Raw genomic sequence first — 14,661 nt, forward strand, 5'->3', positions numbered from 1 at the left:
GCGAAACGACGTGCAAGGCGTCCAAGGAAGGTTCTATATTGCCCGATTTCCTCACTTCACTCCCGGTCGTACGCCCCGGACTTGCGGAGTTTCCCCACTTCGTCGAGCACTGCCGGCGTCCGGCAGACGCCGGGGGCGCCAGTCACCTGCGGCACCGCGCAGTTGTTACAGGAGGCACAGACGGCGCTCGCCTCGCCGTCGGCGAGCAAGCGCGCGGGGAGTTCGGGTTCGGCGTAGAACGGCCGGGCCATGCCCACGGCGTCGCAGGCATCGTTGAGGAGGCGGTCGATACGCGGGCGTTCGCGGATGCCGCCCTCGCAGAGGACGGGCACCGACACCGCGTCGCGGACGGTCCGGCAGAGGTCGGCGTTCCACGCCGGTTCGAAGTCGTACCAGTGGGACTGGATGCGATTGGCGAGGGCGACCAGTCCGGCGCGGAGACGGCCGCCGAACGCCTCGGCGTAGCCCTCGCGGAAGCCTTCGTCGCGCCACGCTCGCGCCGGGAACTGGCCGCGGACGATGCTCATATCCCAGAAGACGGAGCCGGAGACGGGAACGAGGGCGTCGTAGCCGATCCGGTCGAGGCGACGGCAGATGTCCACGGCGTCGGCGCGGGTGAGGCGGCGCCGGATCACGGGCGGTGCCGCCGTCTCCGCCGGCACCTTCGTCATCAGGGGCACGTCGCCGGCGTGGTCGCGGACGGCGTCGTGGACGGCTTCCAGAAAACGCACGCCGTCCCCGAACTCGTCGTCGCGGCGGTTGTAGAAGGGGGAGAGAAACTGGTGGACGATGCCCATGTTGGCACCGGCGAGGTGGACGATGTCGTAGTCGGCATCGACGGCGCGGCCCGCGGCACGGCCGAAGTCGTCCGCGAGGTCGTACACCTCCGCGGTGGTGAGGACGTGCGAATCGTAGTGGAGGAAGCCGAGGCGGTCGAGGGTTCGAAGGAGGGCTGGCGGGCGGGAGACGGCGAGTTGCTGGAGGTCGGGGTGGTCGTCACGGTAGCCAGCGTGCCACGTCTCCATGCTCCGCAGGCCGCCGTGTTCGAGTTGGATGGCGACGGCGGCGTCGTACTCGTGGAGGCGGTCGGTCAGGCGGCCGAGTCGGGCGACGAAGTCGGGGTCGTGGACGCGCGTCATGCCGGGGGCGGCACAGCCACCCTCGCCGCGGACGATGGTCGCCCCCTGACACACCAGCCCTGCGCCCGCGGCCGCAGCGGGTTCGAGGTGGTCGATCAGACGGTCGACCGCGTCCTCGCCGTTGCCCGCACACTCGAGGAGGGGCGCGCGGTAGAGCCGATTGGGAAGCGTCACGTCACCGATCCGGAGGGGATCGGAGAGTCGGGCCATGGGCGGGGTAGGGCCGCTCGACGCAAAACCCTAGGTCTCGTCGTCGGTGCTGTCGCCGCCACCGTCGCCACCGAGAATCCGACCCCGGTAGCGGTAGAGGAGGCCGCCAGCGATGGCGAAGGGGGTGAGGAAGACGACGAGGTAGGGGGCGGCGTAGGCGGCGGCGACGACCGTCGCCCGGAGGACGACGCCGACGCCGTGGACGGAGTCGAGGAAGGCCGCGAGGACGGGCGTGTCGTACCACTGGTCGGGCGCGGGGCGGTCGGGTCGCGGTTCGGTCATCTCGACGGTGATGGTCGAGTAGGCGACCCGGCGCTGGAGGCTCTGGAGGCGCGCCTCCGTGCGTTCGATTTCGGTCTGGACCTCCGAGAGCCGGCGCTCCACCGCGAGGACGTCTTCGGTGTCGTTGGCGCGCTGGTAGAGTTCCCGAAGTCGGTCGCGCTCGGCGCGGAGGTTCTCCAGTCGCGCCTGCAGGTCGACCACCTGATCCGTCACGTCCTGAGTCGACGTGCTCGATTCGAGGACGCGGCCTTCACCCTCGACGTCGGCCATCATCCCCGAGAAGTCCTCGGCGGGTACTCGGAGGACGACTCGGCCCGAGGTCCACGACTCCTCCCCTCGGTCGTGGACCTGCTGGGAAGAGTCGCTGACGTAGCCGCCACGGGCCTCGACGGCGGCGGTCAGGTTCCTTCGCGCCGCCTCGTAGTCGTCGACCCGGAGGCGAACCTCGCCAGTTCGGATGATCGACCGGCCGGTTGCGACCGTCTGGGCCGCGCTGCCGTCACCGCCCCCGTTTCCGCCGCCATCGCCGGCTTCGGCGTCGCGTTCGACAGCCTGCGAGGCGGTCTGCTCGGCGAGATCCGCCGAGTCGGCGCCACCACCGCCGCTCACTTCCGCGCCGCCGGCCGACCCGCCACACCCGGCGAGCAACACCACCACCACGAGTACTGCGCTGATCGTTCGTCCTCGGTTCATACGGTCGCCTACTCGACGCCGCCCCTAAACCCCTCTCAAGGCACAAAGGACCGTTTGACCGACCTTCCCACGAGTCTATTGCTCACAGCAACGACCCGAGCAAATCATATATTATATACGTTATTTTTATTTTTGACACAACGAATGGGTCGTGATATGACACTCGATCACGCGGGCCGTGAGTCCCGTTCGTGTACTCTCGGGGTACCGGGACGGATCGCGGCCGGTACGCGGACGGCGTGCGTGGAGCGACGCGGCCCAGCGAGTAGTGTGGCCGGATGACGGCACGGATCGACGACGCACTCGGTGCGGTCGCCGAGGAACGGGTGTCCGTGCAGGCCGAGTACGACGCGCTGGAAACGTTCGACCGCCGGGTCGCCGAACTCTCGACGGTCACCGTTTCGCCGGGATCGCCACTCGTGGCCGATCCGCAACCCTCCGGACAGTCGCTGGAGCGCGCCCGGACGGCGTACGCGGAGACGATGATGAGCGTTCCTCACTACGAGGCTGAGTACGGCGACACCGTCGCGGAGAGTCTGGCCGCCGAGTTCGGCGACGATCTCGCGGCCGCGTTGCTCGGCGGGACGGCGCTGACGCCGGAACTTCGCGACGCCGTTCGCGCGGCGGCGACGGCGGCCCGACACGAACGCGAGGAGTTTCTCGATGTCCTGGATCGCGAGGCCGACTCGCTCGCGACGGCGGAAGACGATGTCGCCACCCTGCGAGCCGATCTCGACGCCCTCGACGACCGCCCACTCTCGGGCCGGAGCTTCGACGACCTGCACGACCTGTGGTCGACGTTTCGGGAGTTCCAGAGCCGTGTCGACGGCATCGCGCTCCATCGGCAGGAGACGATTCGGGGCCACCGGAGCGACCTGCCGGGCGTGCCCACCGATCTGTGTGAGTACCTCTACGCCGACCTGTCGGTCTCGTATCCCGTCCTCGCCACGCTGGCGGACCTCGGCGACGACCTAGAGCGTGCCCGCGGGCGGGTCGCTCGCGCCCTCGCCTCGACCGCCTAGGAAACGTTCAGGTGGCCGCCGACCGCACGGTGGGGCATGGAACCCGAGGACCTCCGGGCGTCGATTCCCGTCTGTGAGCGCGGTATCTACTTCAACACCGGCGCGTCGGGGCCTGCACCCCGGCACGTGATCGAGGCGACGACCGATTTCCTCGAACACCACGAGTCCGTCGCGCCGGTCGAGGAAGGGGCCTACCCCGCTGCCTACGAGACGTTCGACGAGACGCGCAACGTCGTCGCCGACTTCGTCGGTGCCGACTCGCGGGAAATCGCGCTGACGAACAGCACGGCCGACGGCATCGCCCGCGTCGCCGCCGCGGTCGACTGGTCGTCCGGCGACACCGTCGTCCGGACCGACCTCGAACACTCCGCGGGCGTGATCCCGTGGTGGAACCTCCGTGAACGAGGTGTGGACGTGCGAGTGCTGGAGACTGACGCCGGCCGGGTCGACCTCGATGCCCTCACCGACGCCGTCGCAGATCCCGACACCCGTTTGCTCTGTCTCAACTCGATCACCTGGAACTACGGGACGCGACTGCCGATCGCCGAGATCGTGGAGATCGCCCACGACCACGACACGCTCGTTCTCGTCGACGCCGTCCAGTCGCCGGGGCAGGTCCCCGTCGACGTACGCGAGTGGGGCGCCGACTTCGTCGCCGCCGCGGGGCACAAGTGGTTGCTCGGGCCGTGGGGCGCCGGCTTCCTCTACGTCGACCGCGAGGTGGCCGACGGGCTGACCCCCGGCGTCGCGGGCTACCGGAGCGTCGTCGATCCCGGTGCCGAGGAACTGGAACTCGCCGCCGGCGCGCCCCGCCTCGAAGTGGGGACGACCTCGCCGGCCCCCTACCGCGGGCTGATCGCCGCCATCGACACCGTCGAAGCCCTCGGCTACGACACCATCACCGCCCACATCGAGCGCCTGACCGACCGCCTGAAAGTCGGACTCGGTGACCGTCTTCTGAGTCCCCACGCGTACGAGTCGGGGCTGGTGACGTTCACCGCCGACGACCCGGAGGGACTGGTCGACCGCCTCGCCGACGAGGGAATCCACATCCGGTCGCTCCCGTACCCCGACGCGGTCCGGGCGTCGGTTCACGTCTTCAACACTGCCGGCGACGTGGACGCGCTGTTGGACGCGCTGTGATCCCGCCCAGCACCTATTTGGGCCGCCGACGGGAAGCCGTTAGCATGGTCGCCTCTCGCGGCTGGTGGTCTCGATGAACCGACTCCACCCGCGTATTCGCGTCGTCTGGGCTGGACAAGCGGCCGTCACGGCCGTCGTCCTCACTGTCGTCGTCATCGTTGTGGACCAACTCGCTGTCGACCTGCCCATCTGGGTGCCGCCGCTCGTCTTCCTCCTCTTTCTCGTCGGCGGCGTCGGCCTCGCGCTGGCGCGCTATCGCGTCTGGCGCTACGAAGTTCGGGACGACGCGCTGTATCTCGAACGCGGCGTCTTCACCCGCGTCCGTACGGTCGTCCCCTTCGTCCGTATCCAGCACGTCGACTCCTCGCGCGGCCCGCTGGAGCGGTTGATCGGCCTCGCCAACACCGTCGTCTACACCGCCGGCTCCCGCGGGGCCGACGTGACGGTTCCGGGGCTGACGCCCGGCGGCGCCGACGACCTGCGCGAGCGGCTGAAACGACTCGCCATCCGCGCCGAGGGCGAGGACGCCGTATGAGTGGAACAGTCGTCAGTCAGTATCGGCGGGGGAGTCCACGATCCACCGAGACACCGTTACGACGATCCGTATGAATCGGACACTCTCTCCGCTCTCCGTTCCCTACCGCGTCGTCGAACGCGGCGGGAGCATCGTCTTCACCGCGATCATCCTCTTCTCCGGCGCGTCGGCGGCGTTCGGGCCGACCGGCGGTCTCGTCGGCATCGTCCTCGTGGGCTTCGTCCTCCTCGCGCTGGTCGCCTACGAGGTGGCCTACTACCGCCGCTTCGAGTACGACCTCGATGCCGACACCCTCGACATCCGCTCGGGCGTGATCTCGCGACGCAACCGCGAAATCCCCATCCGCCGGGTCCAGAACGTCGACATCAGTCGGAACGTCGTGCAGCGGCTTCTCGGTATCGCGGCCGTCGACTTCGAGACGGCGGGCGGGAGCGAGACGGAGGCCTCGCTCCGCTTCGTCGAGTTCGAGGAAGCCAAACGGCTCCAGCGCGAGATCGGTCGGCTGAAACGCGAAGGCGGCGAGGCGGAGGGGGACGACGAGACGGAGACCGGCGAGTACGAACAGCCGACCGCCGACGAACTCTTCACGCTCTCGTCCCGCGAACTCGCACTCGTCGGGGCTCTGTCCTTCGACGTGCGGATTCCGGGCCTCCTGTTCGTCCTCCTCTCCGGGAGCGTGCCCGCGATGTCGTCGGTCGTTCCCCCGGGTGCAGGGCCGATCCTCGTCGCCGTCGGCTTGCTGACCGCCGCCCTTGGCATCCTCCTCGTCTCGTGGCTCGGCGGCGCCGCCGTGGCCGTCCTCAACTACTACGACTTCCGACTGACGCAGGTTGAGGACGAACTCCAGTACGAGCGCGGACTGTTGCGCCGGTACGACGGGTCGATCCCGCTCGACAAGGTGCAGACGCTGACGGTCGTCGACGACCCGCTGAAACGCTACTTCGGCTACGCGTCACTCCACATCGAGACGGCGGGGTACGCCCCGGGCGACAGCGGCTCCGAGGCGGCCGTCCCGCTCGCGGACCGGGAACGGGTGTTCGCCCTCGCCAACCGGATCGACCCCGTCGGCTCGCCGTCGTTCTCACGCCCGCCGAAGCGAGTGCGCCGCCGCTACGCCATCCGCTACCTCCTCGCGCTCGGCGGCGTCGTCGCACTACTCTACGGCGCCGACTGGGTCACCGGGGGCGCGCTCCCCTGGCCGCCCTACGCGCCAGTTCCGCTCGCCCTCCTCGCGCCGGTCGCCGCCCACTACAAGTGGCGCCACCGCGGCTACTGGCTCGGTTCGAATCACGCCGTCACCCGCAACGGCTTCCTCCGTCGGCAGATCAAGATCGTCCCGTACTACCGGATTCAGACGGTCATCGACTCGCGGACGGTCTTCCAGCGACGGTGGGACGTGGCGACTGTGACCGCCGATACCGCGGGGTCGCGCTCGCTCGTCGGTAACGACGCCGCCGCGGTCGACGTGGACGAGTCGGTCGCGGACGACCTGCGGGCCATCCTCCCGACGCGGCTCAGGGAGTCGTTGGCGACGCGCCGGGGCTGGGTCGACGAGGCGGGCGACGCGCGAGACGACGTGCCCACGGACGAACGCGACGACCCGCCGAGCGGCTCCGACAGCGCGCCGTCGACGTGACTCCTCACTCCGTCTTCGGCACGGCGGCCGCACCGGCGACGAAGAAGCCGAGTGCGACGACCCCGAGGACGAGGAGCGCGACGGTCGGATCCTCGCCCGCGGTGGCAGCCCGGACGCCTCGTGAGAAGTAGGTCAGCGGCGAGAGCGCCGTCACCGACTGGAACCACGCCGGGAGCATCGACGGCGGGACGAACGTCTCCGAGAGCACCCAGACGGGGAAGGCGACGGCGTTGCTGGCGGCGATGACGCCGTCCTGTGAGTCCGCGACGCGACCGATGATCGACCCCAATCCACAGAATAGCGCGACGCCCGCGACGACCAGCGGTACGAGGACGAGCAGTCCCGGGCCGGCGACCACGCTCGCGCCCGTCACGAGCAGGACGAGGACGAACAGGAGCAGGGCTGCGAGGCCGATGATGGCGACGTTGACGAGCGTGTGCGCGAGCAGCCACTCCCAGCGGCGGAGCGGTGTCGTCGCCAGTTTCTCGAAGCGATTGCCGTCGCGGTGGCGCGCGATGGTGCTCCCGACCCGCGACAGCGGCGTGAACACCACCACCACCCCGAGATAGCCGGGGATGTAGTACGCCGGCGGACGGGCGAACAGGCCGCCGCCGGTCGGCTGGGTCTGCACCAGCGCCCCGAAGATCAGGATGATCAGGATGGGGAAGAAGAAGGTGAAGAAGACGGCCGTCTTCCGGCGGAGGAAGGCGAAGAGGGCGGCGACGAAGGCGGCCCGGATGCGCCGAGGGCGGCTCATCGGCGACCCTCCCCAGTCTCCAGCGCCTCACCGGTCAACTGGAGATACACGTCCTCCAGACTTGGCTCGGCCCACGTGAACGAGTCGAAGTCGACGCCCCCATCCTCCAGGTCGGCGACGACGCGCCCCACGTCCGCGAGGGCGACGTCGTGGACGACGAGTTGGCCGTCACGTTCGTCAACTTCGGCGTCGAGTGCCGCGGCGACGGCGTCGGCGTCGACGCCCACGCCGTCGAGGAGCAGGTGACTGTCGCCGCCGTGTTCCGCGATCAGTTCGTCGGGCGAGCCGACGGCGACCACTTGCCCGTCCCGGAGCAAGCCGACCCGATCCGCGAGGCGTTCGACCTCCGTCATCGAGTGGCTGGTGAGCAACACGGTCGTCCCGCCGGCCGCCAGGTCGTCGATCAGCGACCACAGCGCCCGCCGGCCCGCCGGATCGATGCCGGTCGTCGGTTCGTCCAGAAAGAGGACGTCGGGGTCGTTGACGAGCGCCGTGCCCACGCAGGCGCGTCGTTGCTGCCCGCCCGAGAGGTTCTCGTACCAGGTGTCGGCGTCGTCGGCGAGTCCAACGTCGTCGAGGACGGCGCCGACGGCGCGAGCGTCGTCGTAGAGGCCGGCGTAGTAGTCGATCAGTTCGCGCGCGGTGAGGCGATCCGCGGGATGAAAGGACTGCGGGAGGAGTCCGATCCGGTGGGGATCAACGGCGTCCGGCGCCGCACCGAGGACGCTCACCGTCCCCTCACACGGCGTCGTCCCCGTGAGCGCGCGGACGAGCGTCGTCTTGCCCGCGCCGTTCGGGCCGACGAGCCCGAACACTTCGCCGGCGGGAATCGACAGCGACACGCCGTCGAGCGCCACCGTGTCGCCGTAGCGTTTGCGGACGTCGTCGGCGACGAGCACCGCGTCGGCCCGCGTTTCGGCCTCGGCCATACCCGACGCTGGCGCCGGTGTGACAGTAAGGGTTCTGTTTTCTCATACGGCTCGTCGTAACTGTTTCCCGACGGTCGCCACCCGTGGTCGGCGACTGCCGAGACTGACGTGCAACGGTCCGTCTCAGGCGGTCGCGCCGATCCGATCCCGAACCGTCGCCACGAGGTCGTCGACGTCGTAGTCGCCGTCCTCGTCCTTGTCGTAGATGGTCTCGCCGTCGACGTGGACCCGGAAGACGCCTTTGTCGCCGGTCACGAGCGCCACCGAGTCCAGATCCTCGCCGAGCGTGGTGAGCAAGGCGTGCTGTACGGTTTCCGCGCGGTCGAGGAAGCCACACGGGACGCAGTATTCGATTTCAACATCCATCATGATCGTTCGTTGGGGAAGCGGCGAGTTAAATCCCCGGCCCGGACTCGCTCGAATCGGTTAATTTATCCCCCGGCGGCGTTCGAATACGGGTGACAGGGCGCTTAGCTCAGCCTGGACAGAGTGTCTGGCTTCGGACCAGATTGTCGCGGGTTCAAATCCTGCAGCGCCCATCGCCGATTTCTCGTTCGTAATCGCACGACAGCGTCGGGGTGATCGTCGATATCATCGTCTCTGAGTGCACTGTCGTTGATTTCGTTCGGTCACTGAACGATTCCGATTGACGGCGGTTTCGTCCTCTGGTTCGCTGCCTCTACGGCGTGACGCATGGCTGCTAATCATTGGGTCGTTGAACGTCACTCGGGCACGAGCAACTGAGCCTAACAATATCGAGAGCTGGGAGTGGTTACGAGACCTCGTACTGTGACTGAGTGGGAGTTCCGACGTAGCGTATCCGAGATATCTCGGATAGTACCTGAAACCGAAGTACCAATGTCGTGATTCGATCGTCGGGTCTACTGGTAGTTGTTAATTACGGACGTTCCACATCGAGAACCTACTAGTAGACACCCGTCTGCGGTAGATTAGTAATCAGAGCCGAGTCTTCGGATAGAATCCCTCGATGTCTGAGATGATTTTGGAGGGCTGCTGAATACAGAGCGCTTATTCAGAGCTCGATCCCACTGAATTTGGGGATCACGCAGGCGCTGGTTCTTCGCACGACTCGCCGCCAACGAGGTCAACATCCAACAGTACTGCGTAACGACTCCCGAACGATCATTCGAAGCCGAGACTGTATTCAGAGCCTCCCTTGGTTGCTGTTCACTCCGTCAACACCGTATAGAGCAACTTCCGAAGTGATCATACCCACTGTCCACAAACCTAGTTAGAACATTTGCCGGCAGGGAGTCGTTTCAACGACTGGGAAATGTTTATACAATCGTATAGACTATGTTGCAGTATGAGCAGTGACCGACATTCTGTTCCGGTCTCTCTCCCACCGGAACTCGTTAACCGTCTCGACAGGCTCGTTGAGGATGGTGTCTTCGGGTCACGGTCGGAGGCGCTCCGATATGGCGCTCGGCTCGTCGTTCGCGAAGAGCATCTAGAACGCCTCCACGAACAGGCCGACAGCAAAGCGCGGGACGATGTCGAAGAGCGACTGGATCGAAAACGTGTATCTTGATCTCGACGTCATCCTCGCGGAGTTGAAAGCCGATGACTGGCTCGCGAGTGACATCGATATCGGTTCTCTCGATGAACCGAAGACGTCAGTCGCGACGGGTATCGAACTCCAGTACGTGATGGAAGACGAGTGGGATCGAGGTCGCGTCATCCGGGCGCATCAAGAGATCGCGAGTCAAAATATCGAGCTGGTACCACTGACCAGCGATGCATTGGATGCCGCTGCCGACCTCCGATCACAGTACGAAGCCCTGAACGTATTCGATGGGGTGCATCTTGGCAGTGCGGCTGTCCTCGACGAGCCGATCGTCTCAACGGATACGCTGTTCCCCGAGATCCCCGAAGTCGAGCACATCGATCCGCGCGATCTCGAATAGTGGTCGAGTAGGTCCCCTCGGCACGTGGGCACGGGATCAACGTCTGAGTCGCGCTTGGTTGGATTGGTTGAGCGCAGAGGACGCGATAGAGGCTTTCCAAGGATGAATTTAATTCTCTTTACGATTCCCAGTGTCGCTTCCGGGACTCGAGAGACCACGCAAGTGCGACCCGCGTCACCCTTACCTGCCACGCTTCTCCAGCGCCAACTCTACTCGGTAAACAACCTGCTTCCCAAAAGCGATTCAGTAACAGTTTGAGAGTTAATTCCGAACTCCGTGTGGTTCCATTCTTCCCATAACTTACCTGTATGGCGACTCAACCGTTCCGTATACCTCTCAGTATGCCTCCAGTAGATGCTACTCGGCCGGCTCCCAATGACGTCCAAGGCCATCCACCCATCCAGTGTGAGGACTGTGAGTCTGCTCTCCACAGCCGCGACGACAGTGTTTCATTCCTGCTTCTGGATCAGCTTACCATCCCTATCATCGGTTGCGGCAACCACGTCGACCAGTTCGTTTCGATCTGCGAACTCACCACTACTGGTAGAGTAGACGTCATAGAGCATCGACCGGCTGGAGGTATCCGCTGTCCCAGCTGTCAGCTCGCACATTACAATCTCCATCAGCCAGTAATCCCGATCCAAACCGGAGCAGTCGCCCTCATGGCCTGCTCACAGCACCAAACAGAAGTCCTCAACCGCTTCCAATCAGGGCTGGAAACACAGCAACAGCTGACATCCTCCATCGACACATCACTATAGGCTGAGAAACTCAATCGCCCAGTATAATTTGAGTTTATTGGTGCGATTGTGATGGTTTGTCCTGTCAAACGCGCGTGTCGTAAAGAACATTTTATACTCGAATGCGAAAGGCCAAACGTCGCTCTCCCGTACTATCAGTTAATGAGTGAGTCAGAAGACACTGCCACTCAGGCGGAACGGATTCGACGTGTGAACTAATCCACTATCGATCGGCTGTCGTGTCTGACCAAGGCTTCCTCACGGAGTTCTCATATCAGGTTGTGCTTGAGAATGGCGATGAGGTGATCATCGGTACGCAGTCGGGCGAAATCACAGACCTCGGATCCACTGATGTGCGCGAACCGAGGTGGCTTGTTGATGCCCGTGCCGCCACGAACTAACAGCTAATCTCTCTTCGATATCTGCTTTCTCGGGAGCACTACTTGTGGCTCTTGCAGTGCAGTCCAGGCCTCACACTTCGGTGTTGGCCTCGCTCTTCCCTGTCTGCTCTGCCTCGTCATCGTCGACTGCCACCTCAAAGTCATCAATCGTGTGGTCCCGCCGACTGAGCCGTTCGGCGATCAGAAATTTCCGGAGGCGGTCAAGTTGCTCCCAGTGGAGATGTGGAGGTGGATCCGCATCCAACTCATTGAACCGCTCGATAACCACAGTATTGACGAACCGATCGAACTCTCCGCAAACGCCGCACGTGCGGGAAAGATGTGAAACGTCGAATTCACGCGTGACGGTCTCGTCCATACAGGTGATACAGCGGTACTTCGAGGAGTGGCTCACATCTATTCTTTGAGGAGAGTCGCCTTGTATTCACGGATCGAACCCGGTGCGATGGAAACGGATCCTCGATCTGCGATATGCGAGTCGTCTCTCGGAGTGTCAGCGACCGAGACCAACATATCCTTCTCAACGGTGTATTCAGCACCCCGATTTCGACCGGTTCAGGCCCAACAAGGGACGTCGTTCACCGAGCGACCGAGCGCCTGCAGCGCCCATCATTCTGCGTGACGGGCAACATTTGGCAGACTGCGGTACGGCGTTTATAAAGGAACCCCTCTTCGGCCGTTTTGATTTCATCACGTTTCGGAACGGGGGTCGCCAGTGTCATGCGATTTGCTTGCATTTGAATGACAGTGTGGGTACATAATACTAGGGAATCATGAGGCGACTAGGAGCGCGAACTAGGGGGAATCCACCTCTAGGTGGCGCCGTTAGGTTAGAGAATCTTTGGAGAGCGACTCTCCGAAGAGATAATGATGTTAGGATGGCAATTACGGTGTATGACTGACGGGGGGATCAAGTCATGGACTGACGGGCTCTCCCCGAGAACGCCGCAGCTTCGAGTTCGTGGGCTGGCGGCCACCGCGGATCTTGGACGTCGGGGTGATACTGATTGACTGCTTCCGGGCTTGCCTCAACGGCGACGACGTCCGGCTTGTATCGAGTGATCGCTCCGACAACTCGGGCGATAGCGATCGGATGGCTGTGCAGAACGCCCAAGACGTGAATTCCGTCGATTCGGCCCGCGGCGTCGCATTTGCTGATCCCTGTGGGCTGGATTTCTCTCTCATGATCACCGGGGTGTGGTGGATCCCCAGCGGCTATAATTGCGATATCTTGGTCAGTCGGCGTAGGGTCGTTTGTACTTGCGCTCCACTGTTCCTGCCCTCTCTCAGACGATGAATCGTACTTATCCATGACTAAACAGGCCTCATGAATCAGTCGCTTAAAAAGGTCTGCCCGCGAACGGGCCCCACACGACTGTCTCCCGTATGGAATTTCGGTGGCTGCTACTTAGCTCCTAATCGCCGCTTCCCTGCTAGGCCGACGATTTCTCGGTTAGGACAGATACTTCAATGATTCCCTCGGTGTGGAGTCTTGACTAACAGCACGGGGAGGTAACTAGCTGCACGACCATATCGTCGATAGCGGACATAGTTCGGATTGCCCCCGCGATCGTCATTGATGGTTGTTTAGGGACGGACCTTTGGGATGCTGTACTATCCAGAACTGACCAAATCGCCCCATTCGATAATTTGACGGATCATACTGGGGCGCGGCGACACACGTATCGAAGATTCGTCCGCGATCAGCTACCACTCTTCAGGACGGTGTGAGGAGATCATCTATTTCTGTAAGGCTACACAGCGACCAGTGTTCGTCAAGTTGGTCTTCGAGTCCGTCGACGAACCCACTTTTCGAGAACAGCGCGAAGTACTCCTCCCGGTCATCTGGTCCCCATCTAACGTTCCCTGCTTTTGTTCGTAGATTCTCGGCGAGCGACGTACCGACTGGTTCCGACGTCCACTTGCACTCGGCGAACAGGATCCGATCGTCGTTCGGTGCGAGCCCGACAATGTCGATCTCGTCTTCCCTGTACCACCAGCGGCCGACTTCCGAGTACGGCTCGAAGTCACCGCGCCGAACTGCTTCCCAGACGGCCTCCTGACATACCTCCTCGAACGTGGTTGCGACGTGCGTCGGGAGGTCAGGCGCGATCGTTCCGTCGTACACGATGTCCGGTGCTTCTTCGATACTGGAGCGGTTCGGCTCGACGTACCGGAACCAGAACCGAAGGAACTCATCGGCTACCCGGTACCGCGACCGCTTTGATTTCTTCCCCGTGGCCGTAACTGGTACGTCCCGTTGGATGAGCCTGAGTCGGCGAAGTGTCTGGAGGTACTTCGAGAGTGGTCCCGAGTCGATCCCCGTTGCGCCGGAGATCTCGTTCGGTGTCGTATGGCCCAGCGCGACCGCTTCGAGGATGCTCATATACCGGGCCGGGTTTCGGAGCTCGGTTCGCAGGAGGAACTCTGGTTCGTTATACAGCACCGCAGACGGTGACAGCATGTGCGACCGAATATTCGCCGCAAGCGACTGCGTGTAGTCGAACAGCGTGAGGTACATCGGGGTACCGCCCGTGACGGCATACGAGCGAATCGCATCCTGGATGTCGTACGAGATGACTTCTCGGGCCTGTCGAAACGAAAACGGCGTCACGTCGAGTTGTGCCGTTCGTCGCCCGTATAGTGGGCTCTCGTGTCCTAGGATCTCTGACTCCATCGTACTCACGCTCGACCCACAGAGTACGAGCATCGAATCCGTCCCATCGAGTTCCTGGTCGACGAACCCTTGCACGTACGACGGGAGCGAGTCGTTCTCTGCGACGAGATGCGGGAACTCGTCGATGACGACGACGAGATCCTCACGCTGGAGTTGCTCCCCGAGGTACTCGAACACCCCGTCCCAACTGTCGATTCGCGGGACGCGCTCGTCGAAGTGGTCCGCGATCTGGTCGAGGAACTTCTCTCGCTGTCTATGCTCGGCCTCCTGCGCGGCGAGGAAGTAAATATGGGGACGGTTGGCACAGAATTCTTTGAGGAGCTCTGTCTTCCCGACTCGACGTCGCCCGTAAACAACGATGAAGTCCGAACCAGGGGACTCCACCGCGGCGGTGAGGGTATCGAGTTCCGCCTCCCGGTCGTAGAAGGTCATACTCTAGATAATGATTACTGTGATAATGACTTAAGCATTCGGTCAACCAGACCTACCCGGGAGATGCTCAGGCTGCGAGCAGAGTACCGAACCAAGCCCGGCGAAAGATTCAGGCGAAACAGGGCTGGAGAGACGGG

13 protein-coding genes and 1 tRNA gene are annotated in these 14,661 nt (G+C 63.7%); 6 read left to right on the plus strand and 8 right to left on the minus strand.

Annotated features, from left to right (window positions below; translation table 11 throughout):
• Positions 1 to 56: 56 nt before the first annotated feature.
• Together DU502_RS09505 and DU502_RS09510 are read right to left on the minus strand one after the other, a co-directional pair.
• Positions 57 to 1,349, minus strand: a complete 1,293-nt coding sequence (locus DU502_RS09505) for an oxidoreductase (RefSeq protein ID WP_121919140.1) — start codon at positions 1,347 to 1,349, stop codon at positions 57 to 59.
• A gap of 30 nt (positions 1,350 to 1,379) precedes the next feature.
• Positions 1,380 to 2,324 carry a DUF4349 domain-containing protein gene (locus DU502_RS09510; protein WP_121919141.1) on the minus strand — a complete coding sequence of 315 codons (945 nt, stop codon included), beginning with the start codon at positions 2,322 to 2,324 and terminating at the stop codon, positions 1,380 to 1,382.
• A 278-nt stretch (positions 2,325 to 2,602) separates the two neighbouring features.
• Here DU502_RS09510 and DU502_RS09515 point away from each other — a divergent pair, with 278 nt between their 5' ends.
• The 4 genes from DU502_RS09515 (at position 2,603) to DU502_RS09530 (ending at position 6,660) form a co-directional block, all read left to right on the plus strand.
• The gene (locus DU502_RS09515) at positions 2,603 to 3,346 is read left to right on the plus strand and encodes a DUF7260 family protein (RefSeq protein ID WP_121919142.1); all 744 of its coding nucleotides are present in this window, start codon (positions 2,603 to 2,605) and stop codon (positions 3,344 to 3,346) included.
• Between the two features lie 36 nt (positions 3,347 to 3,382).
• Positions 3,383 to 4,489, plus strand: a complete 1,107-nt coding sequence (locus DU502_RS09520; RefSeq protein ID WP_121919143.1) for an aminotransferase class V-fold PLP-dependent enzyme — start codon at positions 3,383 to 3,385, stop codon at positions 4,487 to 4,489.
• A 73-nt stretch (positions 4,490 to 4,562) separates the two neighbouring features.
• Positions 4,563 to 5,024 carry a PH domain-containing protein gene (locus tag DU502_RS09525; protein ID WP_121919475.1) on the plus strand — a complete coding sequence of 154 codons (462 nt, stop codon included), beginning with the start codon at positions 4,563 to 4,565 and terminating at the stop codon, positions 5,022 to 5,024.
• A 70-nt stretch (positions 5,025 to 5,094) separates the two neighbouring features.
• Positions 5,095 to 6,660, plus strand: a complete 1,566-nt coding sequence (locus DU502_RS09530; protein WP_121919144.1) for a PH domain-containing protein — start codon at positions 5,095 to 5,097, stop codon at positions 6,658 to 6,660.
• A 4-nt stretch (positions 6,661 to 6,664) separates the two neighbouring features.
• Here DU502_RS09530 and DU502_RS09535 read toward each other — a convergent pair whose 3' ends face one another.
• The 3 genes from DU502_RS09535 to DU502_RS09545 form a co-directional block, all read right to left on the minus strand.
• Positions 6,665 to 7,417, minus strand: coding sequence for an ABC transporter permease (locus DU502_RS09535; RefSeq protein ID WP_121919145.1), 753 nt, complete (start codon positions 7,415 to 7,417; stop codon positions 6,665 to 6,667).
• Positions 7,414 to 8,346, minus strand: coding sequence for an ABC transporter ATP-binding protein (locus DU502_RS09540; RefSeq protein WP_121919146.1), 933 nt, complete (start codon positions 8,344 to 8,346; stop codon positions 7,414 to 7,416). Before DU502_RS09540 ends, DU502_RS09535 begins: the two co-directional genes overlap by 4 nt.
• 123 nt (positions 8,347 to 8,469) lie before the next feature.
• A complete protein-coding gene (locus DU502_RS09545; RefSeq protein ID WP_121919147.1) occupies positions 8,470 to 8,715 on the minus strand; it encodes a SelT/SelW/SelH family protein in 246 nt (81 codons plus the stop codon).
• Between the two features lie 95 nt (positions 8,716 to 8,810).
• Here DU502_RS09545 and DU502_RS09550 point away from each other — a divergent pair.
• Together DU502_RS09550 and DU502_RS09560 are read left to right on the plus strand one after the other, a co-directional pair.
• Positions 8,811 to 8,885, plus strand: a tRNA-Arg gene (locus DU502_RS09550).
• A gap of 975 nt (positions 8,886 to 9,860) precedes the next feature.
• Positions 9,861 to 10,274, plus strand: coding sequence for a PIN domain-containing protein (locus tag DU502_RS09560; protein WP_121919149.1), 414 nt, complete (start codon positions 9,861 to 9,863; stop codon positions 10,272 to 10,274).
• Positions 10,275 to 11,485: 1,211 nt separating this feature from the next.
• On the opposite strand, the gene DU502_RS09570 is transcribed toward DU502_RS09560, so the two are convergent.
• The 3 genes from DU502_RS09570 to DU502_RS09580 form a co-directional block, all read right to left on the minus strand.
• Positions 11,486 to 11,773 (minus strand): hypothetical protein, encoded by a 288-nt coding sequence (locus DU502_RS09570; RefSeq protein ID WP_241966756.1) that lies wholly within the window; start codon positions 11,771 to 11,773, stop codon positions 11,486 to 11,488.
• Positions 11,774 to 12,325: 552 nt separating this feature from the next.
• Complete coding sequence (locus DU502_RS09575; RefSeq protein ID WP_124897054.1) at positions 12,326 to 12,727, minus strand: hypothetical protein; 402 nt, start codon at positions 12,725 to 12,727, stop codon at positions 12,326 to 12,328.
• Between the two features lie 405 nt (positions 12,728 to 13,132).
• Positions 13,133 to 14,524, minus strand: a complete 1,392-nt coding sequence (locus DU502_RS09580) for an ATP-binding protein (protein WP_121919152.1) — start codon at positions 14,522 to 14,524, stop codon at positions 13,133 to 13,135.
• Positions 14,525 to 14,661 lie beyond the last annotated feature (137 nt).

The organism is Haloplanus aerogenes (assembly GCF_003856835.1).
Lineage (GTDB): Archaea > Halobacteriota > Halobacteria > Halobacteriales > Haloferacaceae > Haloplanus > Haloplanus aerogenes.